This is a genomic window from Pseudomonas fluorescens (genome assembly GCF_902497995.1).
Lineage (GTDB): Bacteria > Pseudomonadota > Gammaproteobacteria > Pseudomonadales > Pseudomonadaceae > Aquipseudomonas > Aquipseudomonas fluorescens_BK.
On sequence record NZ_CABVII010000028.1, the window covers coordinates 1 to 22,367 of the forward strand.

Genomic DNA, 22,367 nt, shown 5'->3' on the forward strand with positions numbered 1-22,367 from the left:
TCGTCGCCAACCTCAAGTACGCGGCCGACAAGCTGCAAGCGGCGGGCATCAAACTGGTGATGGAAGCGATCAACACCCGCGACATCCCCGGTTTCTACCTGAACAACACGGCGCAAGCCCTGTCGATTCGCGAACAGGTGGGCAGCGCCAATCTGTTCCTGCAATACGACATCTACCACATGCAAATCATGGAGGGCGATCTGGCCCGCACCATGGCCGCGCACCTGGGCGAGATCAACCACATCCAGTTGGCCGACAACCCTGGGCGCAACGAACCGGGCACCGGTGAAATCAACTACCGTTTCCTGTTCGAACACCTGGATCGCATCGGTTATCAGGGCTGGATCGGCTGCGAGTACAAACCGCTGACCACCACTGAAGCGGGCCTGGGCTGGCTGAAAACCCATAACGCAATCTGATCCGAGACCGCGTCATCGTTCTTCGCGGGCAAGCCACGCTCCTACAGGAGCCCGGGTTGTTTGTAGGAGCGAGGCTTGCCCGCGAAGGCGTCCTCGCTAAACCCCAAGAATTTTGCGAACAGAGCAATAAAAACAAGAGGATTTTCTCATGGCTAAAATCGGATTTATCGGCACCGGCATCATGGGCCACCCAATGGCGTTGAACCTGCAGAAAGCCGGTCACAGCCTGTTCCTGTCGGCGCACCACGACGCCGCCCCGGCCGACCTGATCGCCGCTGGCGCCGTCGCCCTGGCCAACCCGAAAGAAGTCGCCCAGGAAGCCGAATTCATCATTGTCATGGTGCCAGACACTCCGCAGGTCGACGACGTGCTGTTCCGCGCCGACGGCATTGCAGCCGGCGTCGGCAAAGGCAAGGTCGTGATCGACATGAGTTCGATCTCGCCGACCGCCACCAAGGCCTTCGCTGCAAAAATCAACGAAAAAGGTGCGCAGTACCTCGACGCGCCAGTGTCCGGCGGCGAAGTCGGCGCCAAGGCCGCGACCCTGAGCATCATGGTCGGCGGCGATGCCGATGCCTTCGAACGCGTTTTGCCGCTGTTCCAGGCCATGGGCAAGAACATCACCCTGGTCGGTGGCAACGGCGACGGTCAGACCGCGAAAGTGGCGAACCAGATCATCGTGGCGTTGAACATCCAGGCCGTGGCCGAAGCCCTGCTGTTCGCCTCGAAGAACGGTGCCGATCCAGCCAAGGTCCGTGAAGCCCTGATGGGCGGTTTCGCTTCGTCGAAGATCCTCGAAGTACACGGCGAGCGCATGATCAAAGGCACCTTCGACCCGGGCTTTCGCATCAGCCTGCACCAGAAGGACCTCAACCTGGCCCTGGCCGGCGCGCGCGAACTGGGGATCAACCTGCCGAACACCGCCAACACCCAGCAAGTGTTCAGCACCTGCGCGGCCATCGGTGGCAGCAACTGGGACCACTCGGCGCTGATCAAGGGCCTGGAACACATGGCGAATTTCTCGATTAGAGATAAGTAAGCAAGCCCGCTCCCACACTGGTCCGAGTTGCCCTTTCAAATAACAAGAATTCCGGGAGCCCGCCATGTCGGTCGATCCGCAACAATTGCTGCGCGAGCTGTTTGCCACAGCCATCGACGCCGCCCATCCACAGCAAGTCCTCGAAGCCCATTTGCCCACTGACCGCAGCGGTCGGGTGATCGTCATCGGTGCCGGCAAAGCCGCGGCGGCCATGGCCCGGGTGGTCGAGCGTTGCTGGCAGGGTGAAGTGAGCGGGCTGGTGGTGACCCGTTACGGCCACGGCGCCCCGTGCGAAAAAATCGAAGTGGTCGAAGCCGCGCATCCGGTGCCTGACGCTGCCGGCCTGGCGGTCGCCAAACGCGTGCTGGAACTGGTCAGCAACCTGACTGAAGAAGACCGGGTGATCTTCCTGCTCTCCGGCGGCGGCTCGGCATTGCTGGCCCTGCCCGCTGCCGGTATCACCCTGGCTGACAAGCAATCGATCAACAAAGCCCTGCTCAAATCCGGCGCCACCATTGGTGAGATGAATTGCGTGCGCAAACATCTTTCGGCGATCAAGGGCGGTCGCCTCGGCAAAGCCTGCTGGCCGGCCACTGTTTATACCTACGCGATTTCCGATGTGCCGGGCGATCTTGCCACGGTCATCGCTTCCGGCCCTACCGTGGCCGACCCGAGCACCTCCACCGAAGCGTTGGCGATCCTCAAGCGCTACGGGATCGAAGTCCCCGCCTCCGTACGCAACTGGCTGCAAAGCCCGGAATCGGAAACGGTCAAACCCGGCGATCCGAGCCTTGCGCGCAGTCATTTCCAATTGATCGCCCGCCCCCAGCAATCGCTGGAGGCCGCTGCGGTGAAAGCCCGTCAGGCCGGTTTCAGTCCGCTGATCCTCGGTGACCTGGAAGGCGAATCCCGGGAAGTGGCCAAGGTTCACGCCGGCATCGCCCGTCAGATCGTGCTGCATGGTCAACCGTTGGCAGCCCCCTGCGTGATCCTTTCTGGCGGCGAAACCACGGTCACGGTGCGCGGTAACGGCCGCGGCGGACGCAACGCCGAGTTCCTGCTGAGCCTGACCGACAGCCTCAAAGGCCTGCCCGGCGTCTACGCCCTGGCCGGTGACACCGATGGCATCGACGGCTCCGAAGACAACGCCGGCGCGCTCATGACCCCGGACAGCTACGCCCGCGCCGCCGCGCTTGGCCTGAGCGCCAGCGACGAGCTGGACAACAACAATGGCTATGGCTATTTCGAGGCGCTGGACGCCCTGATCGTCACCGAGCCGACCCGCACCAACGTCAATGACTTCCGCGCCATCCTGATTCTCGAGAGCACAAAACATGACGCCTGATAAAAAGGTCAAAATCCTCGCCACCCTCGGCCCGGCCACGGGCGGGATCGACGACATCCGTGAGCTGGTGCAGGCCGGGGTCAACATCTTCCGCCTGAATTTCAGCCACGGCGATCATGCCGACCACGCCCAGCGCTACCAGTGGATTCGTCAAGTCGAGCGCCAGCTGAATTATCCGCTGGGCATTCTGATGGACCTGCAAGGTCCGAAACTGCGGGTCGGCCAATTCGCCGAGGGCAAGGTGCAACTGCATCGCGGCCAGGCGTTTCGTCTGGACCTGGACCCGACGCCAGGGGATCAGCGGCGGGTCAACCTGCCGCACCCGGAAATCATCGCCGCGCTGGAACCGGGTATGGACCTGCTGCTCGATGACGGCAAACTGCGGCTGCGCGTGGTCACCCAATACGCCGATGCCATCGACACCACCGTGCTCAATGGCGGCGAATTGTCGGACCGCAAAGGGGTGAACGTACCGCAAGCGGTGCTTGAGCTGAGCCCGCTGACCGCCAAGGACCGTCGCGACCTGAGCTTCGGCCTGGAGCTGGGCGTGGATTGGGTGGCGCTGTCATTTGTCCAGCGTCCGGAAGACATTCGCGAAGCCCGCGAACTGATCGGCGATAAAGCGTTTTTGATGGCCAAGATCGAGAAGCCGTCGGCGGTGGCTCAGCTGCGGGAAATCGCCGAACTGAGCGACGCGATCATGGTCGCCCGCGGTGACCTGGGCGTGGAAGTGCCGGCCGAAAGCGTGCCGCAGATTCAGAAAAACATCATCGGCATCTGCCGCCAGCTCGGCAAACCGGTGGTGGTGGCGACGCAGATGCTGGAGTCGATGCGCTTCTCTCCTGCGCCAACCCGTGCCGAGGTGACCGACGTTGCCAACGCCGTGGCCGAAGGCGCGGACGCGGTAATGCTATCGGCGGAAACCGCGTCCGGCGAGTACCCGCTGGAAGCGGTGCAGATGATGAGCAAGATCATCCGCCAGGTGGAAAACGGCCCGGACTATCAGGCGCAACTCGACGTCAGCCGGCCGAAGGCTGAAGCCACTGTATCCGACGCCATCAGCTGCGCGATCCGCCGCATCAGCAACGTGCTGCCGGTGGCGGTGCTGGTCAATTACAGCGAGTCGGGCACGTCGAGTTTGCGTGCGGCGCGGGAACGGCCGACGGTGCCGATCCTCAACCTGACGCCGAACCGGCAGACCGCACGCCGGTTGACGGTGGCGTGGGGCGTGCACTCGGTGGTCAATGATCGGTTGCGGCAGGTGGATGAGGTCTGCTCGACGGCGCTGGAGATTGCGCAGGCGCAGGGGATGGCTCAGCGCGGGGATACGTTATTGATTACGGCGGGTGTGCCGTTCGGGCAGCCGGGGTCGACTAACTCGCTGCGAATCGAGACGTTGATTTAGCGCCTGCACCGGCCCCTTCGTCGGAACGCCGCCCGGAGCAAGCCCGCTCCCACAGTTGATTTGTGTTCACCACCTATTCAATGACTGAACAGAGATCCACTGTGGGAGCGGGCTTGCTCGCGAAGCAGGCGACGCGATTTAACTGAAACACCACAGACCCCATCATGCCTGCCCACTACTTCAACACCCACTGCCCCGACTGGGCCACGGCCCTGCTCAACGGCTTCAGCCAGATTTTCCTCCAGCGTCATCCGCTGTGCGGTCTGCTGTGCCTGTTGGCGATCCTTTTCACCGCGCCATCCCTGCTCGGCGGTGCGCTGCTGGGTGGCGTCGCCGGCTTGCTCACCGCCCAACGCCGCGGCTATGCCAAGGCCGATCGCCAGGCCGGGCTGTTCTGTTACAACGGTATTTTGCTCGGCATGCTGCTGTGCCTTTGTTTCCCCTGGTCCGCGATGTTGCCGCCGCTGATCATCGCCGGCGGTGGCCTGAGTGCGATGCTGATTCAACAATGGCTCAAACGCACCCGCGATCATCATTCCCTGCCCGCCTACACCACCCCCTATGTCGGGTTGAGCTGGTGGCTGCTCTCGATTGCCGTGCCCCAACATCCGGCGCCGCTGATCGAAATGAATACCCTCAACCTGCTCGCCGCCTCATTGAAGGGCTTCGGTCAGGTGGTGTTTCTGGGGCATCCGTTGGCCGGTGCACTGATTGCTGCGGGGCTGCTGATCGCTGATCGTCGGGCCTTTCTCTGGGGACTGCTCGGCTCGATGGCCGGCCTCGGATTCGCGCTTCTACATCACGAAACTTCAAACGCGCTGCTGGGTTTGAGCGGCTACAACCCGGCGCTCGCCGCCCTCGCCTTGAGTCAGGTGCGCCGCCAGCCCTGGCTGCCGCTGCTGGGCATTGTCCTGGCAATACTGCTCACACCAGGCTTCGCCGCACTCGGCCTGGCCACCTTGACCGCGCCTTTCATCCTCGCCTGCTGGCTGATCCAGGCGGGCATTCGGGTGCTGCACCAGGCCCCCGTGGGACAGTGCGCCTTGCGCAACCACCGGGAATCACCCTAGGCTTCGCTGATTCCCGGTTCAGGCGTTTTCCATGGACAGCAGCAAAAACTGGCGTGAAGAGCTTTACGTCATGATTTTCCAGACCGAGACCAAGGCCGGGCGGCGCTTTGACGGCATCCTGCTGTTGATCATCCTCGCCAGCCTGGTGATCGTGATGCTCGACAGCATCGACACGATCCACCAGAACTACGCCAATGTGCTGGCGTATATCGAGTGGGGCTTCACCGTCATCTTCGCCATCGAATACGGTCTTCGCCTGTATTGCTCGCCCAAGCCGCTGCGCTATGCGTTCAGCTTCTACGGGCTGGTGGATTTGCTGGCCATCGTACCCGGCATCCTGGCGCTGTATTACAGCGACGCGCAGTACTTGCTGATTATCCGGATCATCCGGATGCTGCGGATATTCCGTGTGCTCAAGCTCAGCCCTTATCTGAAGCAAGCCAACTACTTGATGTCGGCGCTGCGCGGCAGCAAGCAAAAAATCGTGGTGTTTCTGGTCAGCGTCTGCACGCTGGTCACGGTGTTTGGCACGCTGATGTACGTGATCGAAGGCCCGGAACACGGTTTCACCAGCATTCCCAAAGGCATCTATTGGGCTATCGTGACGCTGACTACCGTGGGCTTTGGCGACATCGTGCCCAAGACGCCACTGGGTCAGGTGATTTCGTCATTGGTGATGATCACCGGCTATTCGATCATCGCGGTGCCGACCGGGATTTTCACTGCCGAACTGGCGAACGCGATGCGCGGTGAACAGCAACAGACCGATTGTCCGGTGTGCAAGAAAAACAGCCACGAACAGGGTGCGGCATTCTGCTCGCGCTGCGGCAATGCGCTATTTAAGAAAATGGAATAAGCAAAGAGCTTTTTAATCTTTAAAGGACTATTCACGCCCGGCTATAGTCGCTAGCAAAACGCTGGCAACACTTCTTTTAATGACTGAAAAAAAATTACCCCGTAGGAGCGAGGCTTGCCCGCGAAGGGATCGCCTCGGTGCAGCAGAAACACCGAGGTGCCTGGTTCGCGGGCAAGTCGGATCGCCGCATCGCTCGCTCCTACACACACAACAAGGAATGCGCAGTGAAAAAACTCTTTGGCGCCTCACTTCTGGCCGCTGGCCTGGCATTGACCAGCGTGGCTCAAGCCGCACCGACCCTGCTCAACGTTTCCTACGACGTGATGCGAGATTTCTACAAGGACTACAACACTGCCTTCCAGAAACACTGGAAAGCCGAGCACAACGAAAACATCACCCTGCAGATGTCCTTCGGCGGCTCCAGCAAACAGGCGCGTTCCGTGATCGACGGCCTGCCAGCCGACGTCATTACCATGAACATGGCCACCGACATCAATGCCCTGGCGGACAACGGCAAACTGATCCCGGACAACTGGGTCACTCGCCTGCCGAACAACAGCGCGCCCTTCACCTCGGCCACCGTGTTCATCGTGCGTAAAGGCAACCCGAAAGCCCTGAAAGACTGGCCGGATCTGCTCAAGGATGGCGTGCAAGTGATTGTGCCGAACCCGAAAACCTCGGGCAACGGCCGCTACACCTACCTCTCGGCCTGGGGTTATGTGCTGAAGAATGGCGGTGACGAAACCAAGGCCAAGGATTTCGTCGGCAAGCTGTTCAAACAAGCGCCGGTGCTGGACACCGGTGGCCGTGCAGCCACCACCACCTTCATGACCAACCAGCTTGGCGACGTGCTGGTGACCTTTGAAAACGAAGCGGAAATGATCGCTCGCGAGTTTGGCCGCGATCAGTTCGAAGTCATCTACCCAAGCGTCTCCGCCGAAGCCGAGCCGCCGGTGTCGGTGGTCGACAAAGTGGTCGAGAAAAAAGGCACCCGCGCTGCCGCCGAGGAATATCTGAAGTACCTGTGGTCGCCGGAAGGTCAGGAGATTGCCGCGGCGAACTACCTGCGTCCACGTGATCCGGCGGTGCTGGCCAAGTACACCGACCGCTTCCCGAAAGTGGACTTCCTGTCGGTGGAGAAGACCTTCGGTGACTGGCGCACCGTACAGAAGACCCACTTCAATGATGGCGGGGTTTTTGATCAGATTTACAGCGGTCAGTAATCGCTAAGCCCAACGAAAAAGGCGACCTGCAGAGGTTAATGCCTGTCAGTTAAGGGTAAATCGGACCTGTAGGAGCCAGGCTTGCCGGCGAAGGCGTCCTTAAGAGCGCCTTCGCCGGCAAGTCGGATCGCCGCACCGCTGGCTCCTACAGAAAAGCGGCTCATTCGCTTAACTGACTGGCATTAACCTGCAGAGGTCGCCTTTTTTTGTGGGAGCGAGCCGGCTCCGGGCGGCGTTCCGACGAAAGCGGACTGTCAGTCAACATTACTATTGAATGTGCTGCCGCATTCGTCGGAACGCCGCCCGGAGCCGGCTCGCTCCCACAGGGTTTGCGCAATCGCCATTACATTGGCGGCGGGGTCATTTCATTGCGCACAGGAATGATGACTATCACGCCAATCCCTCTTCCGCCGTTTTGGGCTGCCGGTTAGCCTGCGCGCCTTCCCTTTGGTTTAGCGAGCCCCGTCATGAGCCCAGCCACCCAAGTGCCCCACGGCACCGCGACGATGACCCGAGGCATGGTGCTGCTGTTCGCCTTCTGCTGTGGCGCCATCGTTGCCAACCTCTATTACGCCCAGCCGATCATCGAGCTGATCGCTCCGGACGTTGGCTTGACCAGCTCCATGGCCAGTTTCATCGTTTCGCTGACCCAGATCGGTTACGCGTTGGGCATGTTATTCCTGGTGCCGCTGGGTGATCTGCTCGAGAACCGCCGACTGATGATCATCACCAGTGTGGTGGCGATTGCCAGCCTCCTGGGCGCGGCGTTCACCGATCAGCCCAATGTGTTTTTGCTGATTTCGCTGCTGGTGGGTTTCAGTTCGGTGTCGGTGCAGATCCTGATTCCCCTGGCTGCGCACCTGGCGCCGGAAGAGTCTCGTGGTCGGGTGGTCGGTGGGATCATGGGCGGGTTGCTGCTGGGGATCCTGCTCGCGCGACCGGTGTCCAGCGTGGTGGCTGACCATTTCGGCTGGCGGGCGATGTTCGTGATTGCGGCGGTGTTGATGGCGGCGATCAGCGTCGTTTTGGCGGTGACCATTCCCAAGCGCCAGCCTGATCACAGTGCTACTTACGGCCAGTTGTTGGGTTCTCTCTGGACCCTGTTGCGTAAAGAACCGGTACTGCGTCAGCGCGCGTTTTACCAGGGCTGCATGTTCGCGACCTTCAGCCTGTTCTGGACCGCCGTGCCGCTGGAGTTGGCGCGCAATCATGGCCTGTCGCAAACCCAGATCGCGGTTTTCGCCCTGGTCGGGGCCATCGGCGCCATTGCCGCGCCCATCGCCGGTCGCCTCGCGGATGCCGGCCACACCCGCATCGCGTCACTGCTGGCCCTGCTGTTCGCCAGCCTGAGCTTCCTGCCGGCTTTCATCCACCCGGCCTACAGCGTCATCGGCCTCGCGGTCACCGGTGTGATACTCGACTTTTGCGTGCAGATGAACATGGTCCTCGGCCAACGCGCGGTTTATGCCCTCGATGCCAAAAGCCGCAGTCGGTTGAATGCGCTGTACATGACCAGCATCTTCATCGGTGGCGCGTTTGGTTCGTCGGTGGCCAGTGCGGTGTACGAACAAGGTGGATGGTTGTGGATCGTGATCCTCGGCAGTGCGTTTCCGTTGTTGGCGTTATTGCGGTTTTTGAGTGTTTCAGAGAAGCGTTCGCTCGCTACCGCGTAAAACCATCAAAAAGCATTGTCGGATCACCGCCCGGGCGATCCGACAATGGTGATATGGCCTACACCACTTAATGCCGAACCAGCTTCTCCATCGCCGCATCGGCCAGGAAGGAAGAGCGGCTTTTGACGTTGTGCTCGCGCACGTAGCGGTCAATACGCTGGATCACATAGCCAGGCAACGTCACATTGACCTTCTCGGTCTTGCCCATATACGGCGCGATATCCAGCTCCAGCATGCCCCAGCCCATGTCGACAAACTCGGGATTGTTGCGATGCGCAGCCGCCGAACTCGGCATCGGAATCGATTCCCCGTCGGCCGCCATCTCTTGCAGCATGATGTGGGCAATTTCAATTGCCGCGTTATAGGCATCTTCAAAAGTATCCCCGGCGGTTACCGCGCCCGGAATATCGGGGATCTGAATACCGATGGCGGTGTTCTCGTCGCCCCATTCGATACAGATTGGATATTGCATTATGGATCTCCTGTGCAACCGGATTGCGGGTAAATCAGCCCGGCTCGCCTCCTGATGCTTTTGATCGTCCCGATCGGTAAATCCTTTTTCGGATGAGGGACGGGAATCGTGTAGGGGTTGTAAGGATGAGTGAAGATGTGATGACTGCCAGCGACCCGATCCAGCGTCCAGCCCGCCTCTTCCAGCTCCTTGATCAATAGCCTGCTCTGCACCACCAGCCTCCTTGCTCGGCCCAAATAAAAATAACCCTAGAGTTATCTTTACTCAAGCACAAAAACCCGGAGGACGACGTTCGGTTGTTTTACGGCGTGTGATTGGAGATGGTTGCATTCCCTCCAGACATTTCGTTCATTGTTTGCCGCTGTAGGGTGTTCAACGGGAAGAATGGCCAGTGCCAAGGCGCGGCCGTTGTGGATTATGTGTGGAGGTTGCTCACAAAGAGCTCTGAATTACGTCTGTTTCGTTTATTGCGATTTTCGATTAATTCGAATAGCCTGCCACCTTCAGTTATTCAGATATTGGAAACCGCCATGTCACTTGCCACTCATCCCCCGATCACCTTACCCATGGAGCGTGAGGTACAGGCTGCTGTCGAGGGCCAGCGCGCCTTGGCTGCCTTCCTCACGACTCAAATCGAAACTCAGCACATCCAGATTTTTGACCAACAGAATGAAGCCCATAGCGTTGAGCTGCCTACCTCGGCACTGCGACTGCTGGTCGATATTCTGGCCGAGCTGGCAGCCGGCAACGCCGTCAAGGTGGTCCCGGTCCATGCTGAGCTGACTACCCAGGAGGCGGCGGATCTGCTCAACGTCTCACGCCCCCACCTGATCAAGCTGCTTGAATCCGGCGAATTGTCCTACCACAAAACAGGCAAGCACCGACGTGTGCGCTTTGTCGATTTGATGGACTATAAAGACCGGCGCGACACTGCCAGCGAGCAAGCAATGATGCTTCTTGCCGAGCAGGCACAGGCGTTAAGGACAGGATACGAGTGAGGCATTCCTCTTTTACCGCTGTTTATGACGCCTGTGTGCTCTACCCCGCGCCCCTGAGAGATTTTCTGATGTGGCTTGCGCTCTCCGGATGTTTCAGAGCGAAATGGCCTCTGGAGATACACAACGAATGGAAGCGCAACCTGCTGAAAAACCGTCCGGATCTGACCGCAGAGCAACTCGATCGCACGTCCGAGCTGATGGATCAGGCGTTACCCGACGCTTGTGTAACGGGTTACGAAGACCTGATTGAAGGATTAACGCTGCCCGACATTGATGATCGACATGTGCTGGCAGCCGCCATTCGTTGCAATGCCAGCGTCATCGTCACTTTCAATCAGAAAGACTTCCCTCGTGAGGTACTAGGTCCTTTCGGTATCGAGGCTCAGCATCCTGACCAGTTCGTCGACAACCTCTTTGACCTGGACCCGGCAGCAGTGATAGCGGCGGCCCAACGTCAACGAAAACAGTTGAAGATGCCACCGATAGACGTCAACACCTATCTTGATCTTCTTTTGCGTCAGGGCCTGGTTCAGTCGAGCAAAGCATTGACTCTCTACTCAGCCATACTCTGAATGATGCTCCCATGACCCTATGTTGTGCCCAGCAATATCAGGCGCATTCGGATTGTCCATCGACGCAGGCCAGCAAACATTCGACCGTGTGCTCGAGCGACCCGGAGTTGTCGATCACGCACAATGCCGGATCGTGCCCGGCGAGCACGCGCTCGCTGAAACGGGCATTGCGCGCCAGCCGCGCCTCGATCTCGAAGACCGACTCCCGCCCCCGTGCCAGCAGGCGCTGGCGTAAAACCGCTTGATCCACGGTCAGCAAGAGCACGAGCAGGTTTGGGTAACGCAGGCGCGTAGCCCTCAGATGACCGCGTGAGCCATTGACCAGCACGTCCTGCCCGGCCGCCAGCCAGTCGTCGATTTCCCGCGGGATGCCGTAGGCCAGGCCATTGGCGTGCCAGCTCAGGGCAAACGCGCCCTGCGCCTCCATCTCGGCGAACTTGTGCGCACTGACACCGTGCGCCGCCTCCCCCACCGCTTCCGCCGAACGGGTGATGACCCGCCGCACACTGCGACAGCCACGATCGGCCAAGGGCGTCCGTGCCGCCTCCAACAGGCTGTCCTTGCCCGAACCCGAAGGTCCGATGAGATAGATCAACCTGCCCGCCATCAACACACCCTCTGCGCCTGTCCCCAGACTTGTTGGACTACCGGCAGAGCGTCCTGGCTCCGTGTCTATATGATCAAAAAGGCGGCCCGAAGGTCTAATGTCAGTCAGTTAAGCTGCAGAACCTATGGGAGCGGGCTTGCTCGCGAAAGCGGTGGATCAGGCGACATCAATGTTGACTGTGCCGCCGTCTTCGCGAGCAAGCCCGCTCCCACAGGGATTTCGCTTAACTGACTGGCATTGGCCCGAAGGTCGCCTTGTTCTGTGCTGATTGTTACTTCCCGAACTGCCGCCCCAACCCACCCGGCACGCCCTGGATATCGGTATCTTCCCACGGCCCGTTCGGGCTGATCGACCGGCTCCAGCCGTTGTTCCAGCGGTAGTAGGTGCGCTGGCGGTAGAAGGTATTGGTCTGGTCTTCCAGAACGTATACGCCAAGCTTGGGATCCCAATGGCTGTTGCCACCCGGCGGCGGGGCGAAGCTGGCGGAGGTGCGGGGCAGTGGTTTGGCAGGCTTGGCCGGAATGCTCGGCTTGCTCGGCGTCGGTGTGGTAGACGGCGTCGGGCGGGGCTGCGAGGGCGGGATCGGTGGCAGCGGCCTCGGCGTCGGCTCGGGCCGCTGGACCGCGCAAGCGCTTAACCCCAGGACCATACTGAGCAGGGTGATACGAGCGAGGGCGGTCATGGTGGTGCTTCCTGTTTTTTTGCCGGGCGGTTATTTATCCGGACTGTCGATGGTCAGTTGTTGCTGCGCGGTGGTGCTGCTGGCCAAGGGCTGGCTGCGACCGATCCATTCGCCCGCCGTGGGTTGGCCGGCGCGGGAGATGCGTGCAACCAGTTGGACTTCAGGGAAGTTCGACAGTTTCAACTGCGGCATCATGGCATCGGCATCACCCAGCTCGACGGTCGCCGGCAAGTCGGCCACGGTCAGGCGTTTGGCCGCCAGTGGCGCGGGAGGGCCGGACGTGGCGCGGGCAAAGATGAACACGCTGTCGCCCGGCTGGACCTTGGCTTTGAGCGCTGGTGAAAGATCCACACGGACCTTGAGCACCGCCGCCACCTTGGCCGCTGGCGCCTGGGCCACCTTGCCGCCGCTGGCGACGAGTTTTTCGCTGGCCCGGGCAATCCCGCCTTGCAGCGCGGCACGGGAATTGTCATCCGCCGGCAATTGCGCCAGCAGGCGATTCCAGTAGTCGATGGCGTCCTGATAACGCTCGCTTTCGAAAGCAGCGATCCCGAGCAGGCCGAGGCTGGTGACTTCCTTCGGATCGGCTTTGAGCGCTTCGTCGGTCAAGGCCTGAACCTTGTCCGACCACTTCTTGCCATCGGCGAAGTACTGGGCCTGGGCCCACTGGCCGAGCAACTCCGGCTGGCGACCGGCCAGCTTGACCGTGCGCTCGAAGATCTTCGCCGCATCCCCAGGACGATCCTGAGCCATGTAGGTGCGACCGAGGAAGTACAGGCCTTCAGCCGAATCCGGCTGCGCCTCGACCGCGCGCTCCAGGCGACGGGTCATCTCTTGCATCGACTGTGGCGCCTGGGCGAATTCCCGGGTCAGTTCGACCTTGTCGCTGGCCCCGAAATGCAGGTACAGGCCAAGGCCCAGCACCGGCACCAGAATCGCCGCCAGCAAGGGTAACGGCTTGCCCAGGCGGGACACGCGCGGTGCCTCGACGCCTTCGGTGTCCGCCAGCAACTCACGCGCCGCTTCGGCGCGGCCGGTATCCATCTGCACGGTGTCGAGAACGCCCTCCTCCTGCTGGGTCTGCAGTTCAGCCACGCGTTCCTGATACAGCGCGACGTTGAGGGCGGTACGATCCTCTTCAAGCTGGGCGCGACGGCCACGCAGAACAGGGATCAGCAGAAAACTCAGGGCAACCAGTAGCAGCAGGCCTGCAGCGAGCCAGAAATCAATCATTCTTGGTTTTATCCAACAGATGGTCGAGGCGCTCACGCTCCTCGGCGGAAAGCTCATCCCTGGTGTCAGCGCGTTGCACTCGACGACGGCGGACGATCACGGCGATGATCACAAAACCGCCCAGCAACAGGCCGGCGGGGCCGAACCAGAGCACAGCAGTCTTGGCGTTCAGTGCGGGTTTGTAACGGACGAAATCACCGTAGCGGTCGACCATGAAGTCGATGATCTGCTGATTGTCCTTGCCCTCGCCGAGCATGCGGAAAATCTCTTTACGCAGGTCGGCGGCAATCGGTGCGTTGGAATCGGCGATGTCCTGATTCTGGCACTTGGGGCACCGCAGCTCCTTGGTCAACTGGCGAAAACGCTCGCGATCGCCCTCTTTGGCGAACTCATAGGTGTCGATGGCCGCGTGTGCCACGCCGGCCATGCTCAAGCCCAACGCAATAGCGGCTATCCAGCGCTTCATGGCTTGGCCTCATCCACCAGCGCCTGATACTTGGCCGCCAGTTTTTCACGCCAGACCTGTTCGTCGATCACCCCGACGAACTTGTCGCGGATAATGCCCTTGGCGTCGATGAAGAACGTTTCCGGGGCACCATACACGCCGAGGTTCAGGCCCAATGTGCCCGCATCGTCGCGGATGTCCAGCTGGTACGGGTTGTGGAATTCATCCAGCCACTTCAAGGCGTCGGCGTTGACGTCCTTGTAGTTGATGCCGTAGATCACCACGCCCTTTTCGGCCAGCTTGTTCAGCACCGGGTGCTCGACCCGGCAGGAAATGCACCAGGTGCCCCAGACGTTGACCAGCGCCGGTTTGCCGAGGAGGTCGGCCCTGGTCAGGGTCTTGTCGCCCTGCACCGTCGGCAGGGAGAACTCCGGGAACGGCTTGTTGATCATCGCCGAGGGCAGCTCGGCCGGGTTCAGGTACAGACCGCGGTACAGGAACACGGCGACCACCAGGAAAATCGCCAGGGGCAATAGCATCAGCCAACGTCTCATGCCGTCGCCCCCGTCATGCCCAGTGTTTCACGCACGCGGCTTGTCACCTTGACCCGATAACGCCGATCCAGCGCCGCCAGCAACCCACCGAGACCGGTGAGCAGGCCGCCGAACCAGATCCAGCGCACGAACGGCTTGACGTGGACCCGCACAGCCCAGGCGCCATCGCCCAGCGGTTCGCCGAGGGCAACGTAGAGGTCGCGGGTAAAGCCGGCATCGATTCCGGCTTCGGTCATGACCGAGTTCTGCACGGTATACAGACGTTTTTCCGGGTGCAGCACGCTGATTTCCTTGCCGCCCTTGATCACCCGAATGGTGCCCTTGTCGGAGGTGAAGTTCGGGCCTTCGAAGTGCTTGGCGCCTTCGAACACGAACTGGTAACCGCCCAGGGCCATGGATTCGCCCGGCGCCAGGCGCAGGTCGCGCTCGGCACTGTTCTGGCTCGAGAGCACGACACCGAGGGCGCACACGGCAATGCCCAGGTGCGCGACCTGCATGCCCCAATAGCTGCGGGTCAGGGTCGGCAGGCCTTTGATCAGGCCCTTGTGGCGAGTCTTGTCGACGATGTCGCGAACGCCGGCCAGCAACACCCAGGCCGCGAGCATGAAGGTGGCGATCACCGCCCAGTTGAAATCACCGTAGGCGACGCCGGCCACCACCGCCAACGCGGCGCTGCCCAGCAACACCGGGGTCAACATGCTCATCAGCCATTTGACCGGGGTGTCTTTCCAGCGCACCAGCATGCCGACCGCCATCACCACCATCAGCAACGCCATCAACGGAATGAATAGCGCATTGAAGTACGGCGGGCCGACGGACAGCTTGGCGCCGGTCATCGCATCGAGGATCAGCGGGTACAAGGTGCCGAGCAGAATCATCGAAGCCGCCACCACCAGCACCAGGTTATTGCCCAGCAGCAGGGTTTCCCGGGACCAGAGGTTGAAGCCGACGTGGCTCTTGACCACCGGTGCGCGCAGGGCGAACAGCGTCAGCGAACCGCCGACCACGAACAGCAGGAAGATCAGGATGAACACGCCACGCTCGGGGTCGGACGCAAAGGCGTGCACCGAGGTCAGCACGCCGGAACGCACGAGGAAGGTGCCGAGCAGGCTCAACGAGAACGCGGCGATGGCCAGCAACACGGTCCAGCTCTTGAACACACCACGCTTTTCCGTGACCGCCAACGAGTGAATCAGCGCCGTGCCGACCAGCCATGGCATGAAGGAGGCGTTTTCCACCGGGTCCCAGAACCACCAGCCGCCCCAGCCGAGCTCGTAATAGGCCCACCAGGAGCCCAACGTGATGCCGATACCGAGGAAGGCCCAGGCAACGATGGTCCACGGACGGGACCAGCGCGCCCATGCCGCATCGAGACGACCACCGAGCAACGCGGCGATGGCAAAGGCGAAGGCCACGGAGAAACCGACATAGCCCATGTACAGCATCGGCGGGTGAACGATCAGGCCGATGTCCTGCAGCAAGGGATTGAGGTCACGACCGTCCGTTGGAACCTGCGGCAGGATCCGCTCGAACGGATTGGACGTCAGGATCAGGAACAGCAGGAAACCGATGCTGATCATGCCCATGATCGACAACACACGGGCGAGCATCACTTGCGGCAACTGCCGGGAGAACACCGACACAGCAAAGGTCCAGCCACCGAGTATCAACGCCCACAGCAGCAACGAGCCTTCGTGGGCGCCCCATACCGCGCTGAATTTGTAGTACCACGGCAAGGCGCTGTTGGAGTTGCCGGCGACATAGGCCACGGAGAAATCGTCGGCCATGAACGCGTACGTCAGGCAACCGAAGGCAAACAGCAGGAACGCGAATTGCCCCCAGGCGGCCGGCTGGGCCAGGCTCATCCACAAGCGGTCGCCACGCCAGGCACCGAGCAATGGCACCACGGCCTGAACCAGCGCGAAACACAGTGCCAGGATCATTGCCAGGTGGCCCAGTTCGGGGATGAACAGCCCTGAGCCAAACAGTGCGGAAGTCATCGATCAACCCTCCTTCGCGGGCGTTGGAGCAGATTGACCGCTGTCTTTCAAAGCCTTGGTCACTTCAGGCGGCATGTATTTTTCATCGTGCTTGGCCAGCACTTCATCAGCCACCACCACGCCATCGGCGTTGAGCTTGCCCAGCGCGACGATGCCCTGCCCTTCACGAAACAGATCCGGAAGGATGCCGCGGTAGCTGATGGTCACGGATTCCTTGAAGTCGGTAACCACGAATTTCACGTCCAGGGAATCGCCGGAACGTTGCAGCGAACCTTTCTCGACCATGCCGCCCGCGCGGATGCGGGTGTCTTGCGGGGCTTCGCCGTTGGCGATCTGGGTCGGGGTGTAGAACAGGTTGATGTTCTGTTGCAGGGCGCTCAGGGCCAGGCCGACGGCAGCGCCGACGCCCACCAGGATCGCGAGAATGATGATAAGACGCTTTTTACGCAGGGGGTTCACTTGCCGTTCTCCCGGCGCAGACGACGCGCCTCTTGTTGCAGATACCGCTTGCGGGCCAGGACCGGCGCCGCCACGTTGAGGACCAGTACCGCCAGGCAAATGCCATAGGCCGACCAGACATACAGGCCGTGATGGCCCATGGCGATAAAGTCGCCGAATGAAGCAAAACTCATCGCACGGCCTCCAGGCTGTTCTGCACTTCGGCCTTGACCCAGCTGGCGCGGGCTTCGCGCTTGAGCACTTCAAGGCGCATGCGCAACAACAGCACGGCGCCGAAGAAACAGTAGAAACCCAACACCGTCAGCAGCAATGGCAGCCACATCTCGACCGGCATCGCCGGTTTTTCGGTGAGGGTGAAGGTCGCGCCCTGGTGCAGGGTGTTCCACCACTCCACCGAGTATTTGATGATCGGGATATTGATCACGCCGACGATCGCCAGTACCGCGCAGGCCTTGGCCGCGCTGTCACGATTGCTGATCGCGTTGCCCAGCGCAATGAGACCGAAGTACAGAAACAGCAGGATCAGCATGGACGTTAGTCGCGCATCCCAGACCCACCACGAGCCCCAGGTCGGTTTGCCCCAGATCGCGCCGGTGACCAGCGCCACGGCGGTCATCCAGGCACCGATGGGCGCCGCGCATTGCAGGGCGACGTCGGCCAGTTTCATCTTCCACACCAGCCCGACGATGCCGCACACGGCCAGCATCACGTAGATGGACTGCGCGAGCATGGCGGCCGGAACGTGGATATAGATGATGCGAAAGCTGTTGCCTTGCTGGTAGTCCGGCGGCGCGAAGACCAGGCCCCACACCACGCCAACGCCGATCAACAGCAACGCCGCGACACTCAGCCACGGCAGCAGTTTGCCGCTGGTGCCGTAAAACCATTTGGGCGAGCCGAGCTTATGAAACCAGGTCCAGTTCATTGCTGTTTCCATCACGGTTGCTCTCGGCTATCAAGAGCCAGGAGTCTGCCTTCTTCAAAAGAAGTGGTCAAAATTTGACCAGGCCTCATTATTATTCGCCGACGCTGATCTTCAGGCCAGCAGCTATTGCAAAAGGTGTCAGGGTTATCGCCAGGGCGGTCAGGCTGCCAAGCCACAGGAGATAACCGGTCGCCGGCATGCCTTGCAAGGCCGCCTGCAAGGCGCCACTGCCCAGGATCAACACCGGGATGTACAACGGCAGGATCAGCAACGCCAGCAGCAGGCCGCCGCGCTTCAATCCCACCGTCAGGGCCGCGCCCACCGCACCGAGCAGGCTCAGCACCGGTGTACCCAGCAATAACGAAATCAGCAACACCGGCAGACAGGCGGCAGGCAAACCGAGCATCAATGCCAGCAGTGGTGCGAGCAAAACCAGTGCCAGGCCCGAGAAGGCCCAGTGTGCCAGTACCTTGGCCAATACCAGAAGAGGCAGGGGGTGCGACGAAAGGACCCACTGTTCCAGGGAACCGTCTTCGAAATCACTGCGGAAAAGCCCGTCCAGCGAGAGCAAAACCGATAAAAGGGCCGCTACCCAGACCAGTCCCGGAGACAAGGTTTGCAACAATTGAGACTCGGGACCGACCGCCAACGGGAACAGCGACACCACGATCGCGAAGAATACCAACGGATTGGCCAATTCCGCAGGACGGCGGAACAGCAAGCGGGCCTCATGGGCGACCAACAGGCCGAAAACACTCATACGGCCCAGTTCCCCAGATCGATGTCGCGATAACCGGCCGGCATCCGGCTCAGGGTGTGGTGCGTGGTCAGCACCACCATTCCGCCCCGCTCGCAGTGTGCGGCCAGGTGCTCTTCGAGTTGCGCCACACCTTGTTTATCGAGCGCGGTAAACGGCTCGTCGAGGATCCACAGTGGCGGGCTGTCCAGGTACAACCGCGCCAATGCCACGCGACGCTGTTGGCCGGCGGACAGGGTATGGCAGGGAACATCCTCGAAACCGCGCAGGCCGACAGCGGCCAAGGCTTGCCAGATCGCCTCATGGGACGCCGGCTGATGCAAGGCGCAGAGCCAGCTCAGGTTCTCTTCCGGGGTCAGCAAGTCCTTGATCCCGGCGGCATGGCCGATCCACAGCAGGTTGTGCGCCAGTTCACTGCGCTGCTCGTTGAGCGGCTGGCCATTGAGCAGTACTTGACCGGCGGTCGGCTGCATCAGGCCGCAGAGCAGACGCAGAAGACTGGTCTTGCCGCTGCCATTGGGGCCACTGATTTGTACCATTTCGCCACTGGCCAGTCTCAATTCGAGATTTTCGAAAAGCAGCCGAAGGTCTCGCTCACAGGCAAGGGCAACGGTTTGCAGGACAGGACTGGTCAAGAGATCACGGGCCTTTACGGTTCAAGTCGGCAGCGGTACGGCCGCTAAAGATTTGCAGGATAAATGCTTTGGCGGCTCGTTCTAACGAGCCGGATCAAGTATTTGCAAATGATTTCAGCGCCCCGGATACAACGGGGCCGCATTATACATGCCATGCCCTACTCTAAAGAGGGCAATTTCCTCAGGTTGTGACCGCATATGACAGGCGAAATGAACATCCTCCCACTACCGCCGACCGCGCCTGCGACACCACGTGGCAGCACCTTGAGCATCGACAGCCCGACGCCGTTGCACACCGGCACTTTGCTGAGCGCCTTGGTCCAGGATAGCCAGGCGCTGAAGTTCGTCCCTCTGGGCAGTCGCTCGGAGCAATTGGCGGTAACGCAACAACTGGCCAGCCAACAGAGCCGTCAAGGATCACTGAGCGGACTGCTCAACGTCCTGCAAAACCTGACGGATTCGGGGCAAACCTCCAGCGACTTGCGCGCAGCCGCGGACAAGCTGCTCGCCGGCCTGCCCGATGTTCACCAACTGAGCACAGCAAGAGGCCTGGCCCTGGCATTAGCCAACAGCGGAGCGTTCCTCGAATCGAAACTGCTGAACGGACAAAATCCGTCACTCGCGCCCGACATGAAAGGCGATCTGCTCAGGCTTATCAACCAACTGACGCCAGCACTGGCGTCCAACACCCACCTCAATGGGATCATCGCCGCCGATACATTGGCCCAGGCCGTGCCGAGCTTCGTGCGTAACGCCCTCGGCATGCTCGGCCAGGTCAGCGCCAAGCCATCGCCGACCCGCTTCCCCCTGCCCGAACGCCTGTTGCAAAGCGCAGACGGCGAGGACGATCTCGAACACCTGCTGCGCCTGGCGGCTGCAGCGGTTTCGCGTTTGCAAAGCCATCAGCTGTCGAGCCTGGAACAAACCGGCGCGACCAGTGACGGGCGCCTGATGAGCACCTGGCAGCTGGAAATCCCGATGCGCACTATGCAGGACATCGTGCCGTTGCAAGTCAAGTTCCAGCGCGAAGAAACGCCCGAAAAACAGCCGCCAAAAGAACGCCAACCCAAACAACACCTCTGGCGCGTCGAGCTGGCATTCGACATGGAACCGCTGGGGCCGCTGCAGGTTCAAGCGCAGTTGATCAGTGGCAGCCTTTCCAGTCAGCTATGGGCCGAGCGGCCGTATACCGCCAGCCTGATCGAAACCAACCTGGCTGCACTGCGTCAACGCCTGCTGTCCTGCGGCCTGAACGTCGGCGACATCGATTGCCACCTCGGCACACCGCCGCAAGGCTCCCAAACCCGTCTCGAACAACGTTGGATCGACGAAACCGCATGAAAACCCCTGACTCCCCGCGCCAGGCCATCGCCCTCACATACGACGGCAGCCACGCCCCGACCCTCGCGGCCAAGGGAGACGAAGCACTGGCCGAAGCCATTCTGAAAATTGCCCGTGAATACGAAGTGCCGATCTACGAGAACGCCGAACTGGTGAAGCTGCTGGCGCGGATGGAATTGGGGGAGAGTATTCCAGAGGCGTTGTATCGCACGATTGCCGAGATCATCGCGTTTGCCTGGCACCTCAAGGGAAAATTCCCCGAAGGCCAGGCCCCGAACGCTTCCCAGGCCGAGAAAGACCTGACGGCACGCGCTGATGATTATTGATCGGTAAACTTGATTGCGCGACGCATCCGGTTCAGGTGCTTCAACCCTTCGATGATCAATACCACCACGGCCAGCCAGATCGGCAGGTAAGTCATCCACTGCCCGGGTTTCAGGCTGTCACCGAGCAACAGCGCCACGGCGACCAGCAGCACCGGTTCGGCATAGCTGAGCAGCCCGAACAGACTGAAAGGTAGCAGCCGACTGGCGAGGATATAGGCGAACCCCGCTGCCGCGCTGACAATGCCCATGAGCGGAATCAACCAATACAGCGCCGGACGCTGCGCGCCGATTTCAGCAAACGGCTCGCCGCTGAGCACAAACCATAGCGCCGCCGGGATCATCAGCATCATGTCCAGCCACAACCCGCCCAGATTGTCCGTGCCGAGGCGCCGGCGCAACACGAAGTACATCGGATAGCCCAGCGCAACGACCAGCGTGGTCCAGGAAAATCCGCCGGTGCGGTACAACTCGTTGATCACACCGATGGCCGCGAATACCGCCGCGATTTTTTGCAGGTGCGACATCCGCTCGCCATACACGATGCGCCCGGTGATCACCATCGTCAGCGGCAGCAGGAAGTAGCCCAGCGACACGTCCAGGCCATGGCCATTGAGCGGCCCCCACATGAAGATCCACAGTTGCACGGCGACCAGCGCACTGGTGAGCAGCACGCCGAACATCAGCTTGGGTTTTTCACGCACGCGCCGATAGATCTGCGGGACCCATTTCCAGTCGCCGGAGAGGCAGATGAACAAGGTCATGAAAGGCAGCGAAATGAGCATTCGCCAGCCAAAGATTTCCTGACCATCGAGCGGGGAAAGAAGAGACGTAAAGTAATACAGAACGCCAAACAGGAATGATGCAGATACCGCTAGAACAACGCCTTTAGACACAACAGCCTCGACGAAAACCGCATGAATCGAATTGAAGTCGAGATCACATAAAAGTGCGAGATTACTTACAGGCAAGCATTAAAACGCGACAAGGGAGTCATTGCCAAACTTCAACTTTACAGTTGGTATTTTTTAGCAACAAGAATCAGGCGCAGTTACATGTTTTTTATTATATTGCGCAAAGTTTATCCGGCACGTTATCGAACCCGACGTCGGTCATTGATAGAAGATCACCCAGCACGAGTGCTTCCAGGTAAAACGCTGCAACCGCCGGGAAATGCTCGCCGCGATTGAGTTTGAGCCCTGATTTCAAGGGCTTTCGCCTGCACCAGAGCGGGACAGGACGAATGGTTTGCTACGGGTAACGCGTATTCGCAGGCCAAAAGATTGCCAGTTGGCCAGACGGCAGAGATTATAGAAAATAACGGAATTAGTCCA

The 22,367-nt window shown here is 60.6% G+C and carries 25 protein-coding genes and 2 pseudogenes; 12 read left to right on the plus strand and 15 right to left on the minus strand.

Annotation, left to right across the window (positions count from 1 at the left end; all coding sequences use genetic code 11):
* The 8 genes and pseudogenes from F8N80_RS25865 to F8N80_RS25900 form a co-directional block, all read left to right on the plus strand.
* A partial coding sequence (locus tag F8N80_RS25865) for a TIM barrel protein (RefSeq protein WP_150784976.1) occupies positions 1 to 419 on the plus strand: 419 nt, incomplete at its 5' end.
* Between the two features lie 148 nt (positions 420 to 567).
* Positions 568 to 1,458: a 2-hydroxy-3-oxopropionate reductase gene (locus F8N80_RS25870; protein WP_150784977.1), complete on the plus strand. Its 891-nt coding sequence runs from the start codon at positions 568 to 570 to the stop codon at positions 1,456 to 1,458.
* Between the two features lie 64 nt (positions 1,459 to 1,522).
* Positions 1,523 to 2,803: a glycerate kinase type-2 family protein gene (locus F8N80_RS25875; RefSeq protein WP_150748685.1), complete on the plus strand. Its 1,281-nt coding sequence runs from the start codon at positions 1,523 to 1,525 to the stop codon at positions 2,801 to 2,803.
* Complete coding sequence (pyk, locus tag F8N80_RS25880) at positions 2,793 to 4,208, plus strand: pyruvate kinase (protein WP_150784978.1); 1,416 nt, start codon at positions 2,793 to 2,795, stop codon at positions 4,206 to 4,208. Before F8N80_RS25875 ends, pyk begins: the two co-directional genes overlap by 11 nt.
* A 164-nt stretch (positions 4,209 to 4,372) precedes the next feature.
* Positions 4,373 to 5,288 (plus strand): annotated as a pseudogene (locus F8N80_RS25885) (urea transporter).
* A gap of 21 nt (positions 5,289 to 5,309) precedes the next feature.
* Positions 5,310 to 6,134, plus strand: coding sequence for an ion transporter (locus F8N80_RS25890; RefSeq protein WP_150748682.1), 825 nt, complete (start codon positions 5,310 to 5,312; stop codon positions 6,132 to 6,134).
* Between the two features lie 224 nt (positions 6,135 to 6,358).
* Positions 6,359 to 7,357 carry a sulfate ABC transporter substrate-binding protein gene (locus tag F8N80_RS25895; RefSeq protein WP_064680773.1) on the plus strand — a complete coding sequence of 333 codons (999 nt, stop codon included), beginning with the start codon at positions 6,359 to 6,361 and terminating at the stop codon, positions 7,355 to 7,357.
* 467 nt (positions 7,358 to 7,824) lie between these two features.
* Positions 7,825 to 9,030, plus strand: coding sequence for an MFS transporter (locus tag F8N80_RS25900; protein WP_150784979.1), 1,206 nt, complete (start codon positions 7,825 to 7,827; stop codon positions 9,028 to 9,030).
* 67 nt (positions 9,031 to 9,097) lie between these two features.
* Here F8N80_RS25900 and F8N80_RS25905 read toward each other — a convergent pair whose 3' ends face one another.
* Together F8N80_RS25905 and F8N80_RS25910 are read right to left on the minus strand one after the other, a co-directional pair.
* Complete coding sequence (locus tag F8N80_RS25905) at positions 9,098 to 9,502, minus strand: type II toxin-antitoxin system HicB family antitoxin (protein ID WP_150748679.1); 405 nt, start codon at positions 9,500 to 9,502, stop codon at positions 9,098 to 9,100.
* A complete protein-coding gene (locus F8N80_RS25910) occupies positions 9,502 to 9,714 on the minus strand; it encodes a type II toxin-antitoxin system HicA family toxin (protein WP_150784980.1) in 213 nt (70 codons plus the stop codon). The genes F8N80_RS25905 and F8N80_RS25910 overlap by 1 nt, the downstream gene beginning before the upstream one ends.
* 318 nt (positions 9,715 to 10,032) lie before the next feature.
* Between F8N80_RS25910 and F8N80_RS25915 the strand changes: the two genes are divergently transcribed.
* Both F8N80_RS25915 and F8N80_RS25920 read left to right on the plus strand, forming a co-directional pair.
* Entirely contained in the window at positions 10,033 to 10,500 is a 468-nt protein-coding gene (locus F8N80_RS25915; protein WP_150748678.1) for a helix-turn-helix domain-containing protein, read from the plus strand.
* The gene (locus F8N80_RS25920; RefSeq protein WP_150784981.1) at positions 10,497 to 11,072 is read left to right on the plus strand and encodes a PIN domain-containing protein; all 576 of its coding nucleotides are present in this window, start codon (positions 10,497 to 10,499) and stop codon (positions 11,070 to 11,072) included. Before F8N80_RS25915 ends, F8N80_RS25920 begins: the two co-directional genes overlap by 4 nt.
* Positions 11,073 to 11,109: 37 nt before the next feature.
* On the opposite strand, the gene phnN is transcribed toward F8N80_RS25920, so the two are convergent.
* The 11 genes from phnN to ccmA all read right to left on the minus strand — a co-directional run bounded on the left by phnN (position 11,110) and on the right by ccmA (position 19,369).
* Positions 11,110 to 11,679 carry a phosphonate metabolism protein/1,5-bisphosphokinase (PRPP-forming) PhnN gene (phnN, locus tag F8N80_RS25925; RefSeq protein WP_150784982.1) on the minus strand — a complete coding sequence of 190 codons (570 nt, stop codon included), beginning with the start codon at positions 11,677 to 11,679 and terminating at the stop codon, positions 11,110 to 11,112.
* 271 nt (positions 11,680 to 11,950) lie between these two features.
* A complete protein-coding gene (locus tag F8N80_RS25930) occupies positions 11,951 to 12,361 on the minus strand; it encodes a hypothetical protein (RefSeq protein WP_150784983.1) in 411 nt (136 codons plus the stop codon).
* Positions 12,362 to 12,391: 30 nt separating this feature from the next.
* Positions 12,392 to 13,594 carry a c-type cytochrome biogenesis protein CcmI gene (gene ccmI / locus F8N80_RS25935; RefSeq protein WP_150784984.1) on the minus strand — a complete coding sequence of 401 codons (1,203 nt, stop codon included), beginning with the start codon at positions 13,592 to 13,594 and terminating at the stop codon, positions 12,392 to 12,394.
* Positions 13,587 to 14,060 (minus strand): cytochrome c-type biogenesis protein, encoded by a 474-nt coding sequence (locus F8N80_RS25940; protein WP_150748673.1) that lies wholly within the window; start codon positions 14,058 to 14,060, stop codon positions 13,587 to 13,589. The genes ccmI and F8N80_RS25940 overlap by 8 nt, the downstream gene beginning before the upstream one ends.
* Positions 14,057 to 14,593, minus strand: coding sequence for a DsbE family thiol:disulfide interchange protein (locus F8N80_RS25945; RefSeq protein ID WP_150784985.1), 537 nt, complete (start codon positions 14,591 to 14,593; stop codon positions 14,057 to 14,059). The genes F8N80_RS25940 and F8N80_RS25945 overlap by 4 nt, the downstream gene beginning before the upstream one ends.
* Positions 14,590 to 16,593, minus strand: a complete 2,004-nt coding sequence (locus tag F8N80_RS25950) for a heme lyase CcmF/NrfE family subunit (RefSeq protein WP_150784986.1) — start codon at positions 16,591 to 16,593, stop codon at positions 14,590 to 14,592. The genes F8N80_RS25945 and F8N80_RS25950 overlap by 4 nt, the downstream gene beginning before the upstream one ends.
* Positions 16,594 to 16,596: 3 nt before the next feature.
* The gene (gene ccmE, locus F8N80_RS25955) at positions 16,597 to 17,052 is read right to left on the minus strand and encodes a cytochrome c maturation protein CcmE (RefSeq protein ID WP_064679076.1); all 456 of its coding nucleotides are present in this window, start codon (positions 17,050 to 17,052) and stop codon (positions 16,597 to 16,599) included.
* Positions 17,049 to 17,225: a heme exporter protein CcmD gene (gene ccmD / locus F8N80_RS25960; protein ID WP_150748670.1), complete on the minus strand. Its 177-nt coding sequence runs from the start codon at positions 17,223 to 17,225 to the stop codon at positions 17,049 to 17,051. Before ccmD ends, ccmE begins: the two co-directional genes overlap by 4 nt.
* The gene (locus F8N80_RS25965; protein ID WP_150748669.1) at positions 17,222 to 17,977 is read right to left on the minus strand and encodes a heme ABC transporter permease; all 756 of its coding nucleotides are present in this window, start codon (positions 17,975 to 17,977) and stop codon (positions 17,222 to 17,224) included. Before F8N80_RS25965 ends, ccmD begins: the two co-directional genes overlap by 4 nt.
* A gap of 91 nt (positions 17,978 to 18,068) precedes the next feature.
* Positions 18,069 to 18,737, minus strand: a complete 669-nt coding sequence (gene ccmB / locus F8N80_RS25970) for a heme exporter protein CcmB (protein ID WP_150784987.1) — start codon at positions 18,735 to 18,737, stop codon at positions 18,069 to 18,071.
* Complete coding sequence (ccmA, locus tag F8N80_RS25975; protein ID WP_150748667.1) at positions 18,734 to 19,369, minus strand: cytochrome c biogenesis heme-transporting ATPase CcmA; 636 nt, start codon at positions 19,367 to 19,369, stop codon at positions 18,734 to 18,736. Before ccmA ends, ccmB begins: the two co-directional genes overlap by 4 nt.
* A gap of 255 nt (positions 19,370 to 19,624) precedes the next feature.
* Here ccmA and fliK point away from each other — a divergent pair.
* Positions 19,625 to 20,710: pseudogene (gene fliK, locus F8N80_RS25980) on the plus strand (flagellar hook-length control protein FliK); the annotation flags it as partial.
* Positions 20,707 to 21,036, plus strand: coding sequence for an EscU/YscU/HrcU family type III secretion system export apparatus switch protein (locus F8N80_RS25985; RefSeq protein ID WP_150784988.1), 330 nt, complete (start codon positions 20,707 to 20,709; stop codon positions 21,034 to 21,036). The pseudogene fliK and the gene F8N80_RS25985, both read left to right, overlap by 4 nt.
* On the opposite strand, the gene rarD is transcribed toward F8N80_RS25985, so the two are convergent.
* Both rarD and F8N80_RS31260 read right to left on the minus strand, forming a co-directional pair.
* A complete protein-coding gene (gene rarD, locus F8N80_RS25990; protein ID WP_150748665.1) occupies positions 21,030 to 21,929 on the minus strand; it encodes an EamA family transporter RarD in 900 nt (299 codons plus the stop codon). The genes F8N80_RS25985 and rarD overlap by 7 nt on opposite strands.
* A 169-nt stretch (positions 21,930 to 22,098) precedes the next feature.
* Positions 22,099 to 22,242 carry a hypothetical protein gene (locus tag F8N80_RS31260; protein ID WP_191632981.1) on the minus strand — a complete coding sequence of 48 codons (144 nt, stop codon included), beginning with the start codon at positions 22,240 to 22,242 and terminating at the stop codon, positions 22,099 to 22,101.
* Positions 22,243 to 22,367: the final 125 nt, after the last annotated feature.

What these genes read in the sequence shown, in the direction of transcription:
- F8N80_RS25965 (WP_150748669.1), bottom strand. Translation starts at nt 17,977, where the DNA reads ATGAACTGGACCTGGTTTCATAAGCTCGGCTCGCCCAAATGGTTTTAC.
- ccmD (WP_150748670.1), bottom strand. Translation starts at nt 17,225, where the DNA reads ATGAGTTTTGCTTCATTCGGCGACTTTATCGCCATGGGCCATCACGGC.
- F8N80_RS25900 (WP_150784979.1), top strand. Translation starts at nt 7,825, where the DNA reads ATGAGCCCAGCCACCCAAGTGCCCCACGGCACCGCGACGATGACCCGA.
- F8N80_RS25950 (WP_150784986.1), bottom strand. Translation starts at nt 16,593, where the DNA reads ATGACTTCCGCACTGTTTGGCTCAGGGCTGTTCATCCCCGAACTGGGC.
- phnN (WP_150784982.1), bottom strand. Translation starts at nt 11,679, where the DNA reads ATGGCGGGCAGGTTGATCTATCTCATCGGACCTTCGGGTTCGGGCAAG.
- F8N80_RS25905 (WP_150748679.1), bottom strand. Translation starts at nt 9,502, where the DNA reads ATGCAATATCCAATCTGTATCGAATGGGGCGACGAGAACACCGCCATC.
- F8N80_RS25915 (WP_150748678.1), top strand. Translation starts at nt 10,033, where the DNA reads ATGTCACTTGCCACTCATCCCCCGATCACCTTACCCATGGAGCGTGAG.
- F8N80_RS25930 (WP_150784983.1), bottom strand. Translation starts at nt 12,361, where the DNA reads ATGACCGCCCTCGCTCGTATCACCCTGCTCAGTATGGTCCTGGGGTTA.
- pyk (WP_150784978.1), top strand. Translation starts at nt 2,793, where the DNA reads ATGACGCCTGATAAAAAGGTCAAAATCCTCGCCACCCTCGGCCCGGCC.
- ccmI (WP_150784984.1), bottom strand. Translation starts at nt 13,594, where the DNA reads ATGATTGATTTCTGGCTCGCTGCAGGCCTGCTGCTACTGGTTGCCCTG.
- F8N80_RS25985 (WP_150784988.1), top strand. Translation starts at nt 20,707, where the DNA reads ATGAAAACCCCTGACTCCCCGCGCCAGGCCATCGCCCTCACATACGAC.
- ccmB (WP_150784987.1), bottom strand. Translation starts at nt 18,737, where the DNA reads ATGAGTGTTTTCGGCCTGTTGGTCGCCCATGAGGCCCGCTTGCTGTTC.
- F8N80_RS25875 (WP_150748685.1), top strand. Translation starts at nt 1,523, where the DNA reads ATGTCGGTCGATCCGCAACAATTGCTGCGCGAGCTGTTTGCCACAGCC.
- F8N80_RS25940 (WP_150748673.1), bottom strand. Translation starts at nt 14,060, where the DNA reads ATGAAGCGCTGGATAGCCGCTATTGCGTTGGGCTTGAGCATGGCCGGC.
- F8N80_RS25870 (WP_150784977.1), top strand. Translation starts at nt 568, where the DNA reads ATGGCTAAAATCGGATTTATCGGCACCGGCATCATGGGCCACCCAATG.
- F8N80_RS25945 (WP_150784985.1), bottom strand. Translation starts at nt 14,593, where the DNA reads ATGAGACGTTGGCTGATGCTATTGCCCCTGGCGATTTTCCTGGTGGTC.
- F8N80_RS25890 (WP_150748682.1), top strand. Translation starts at nt 5,310, where the DNA reads ATGGACAGCAGCAAAAACTGGCGTGAAGAGCTTTACGTCATGATTTTC.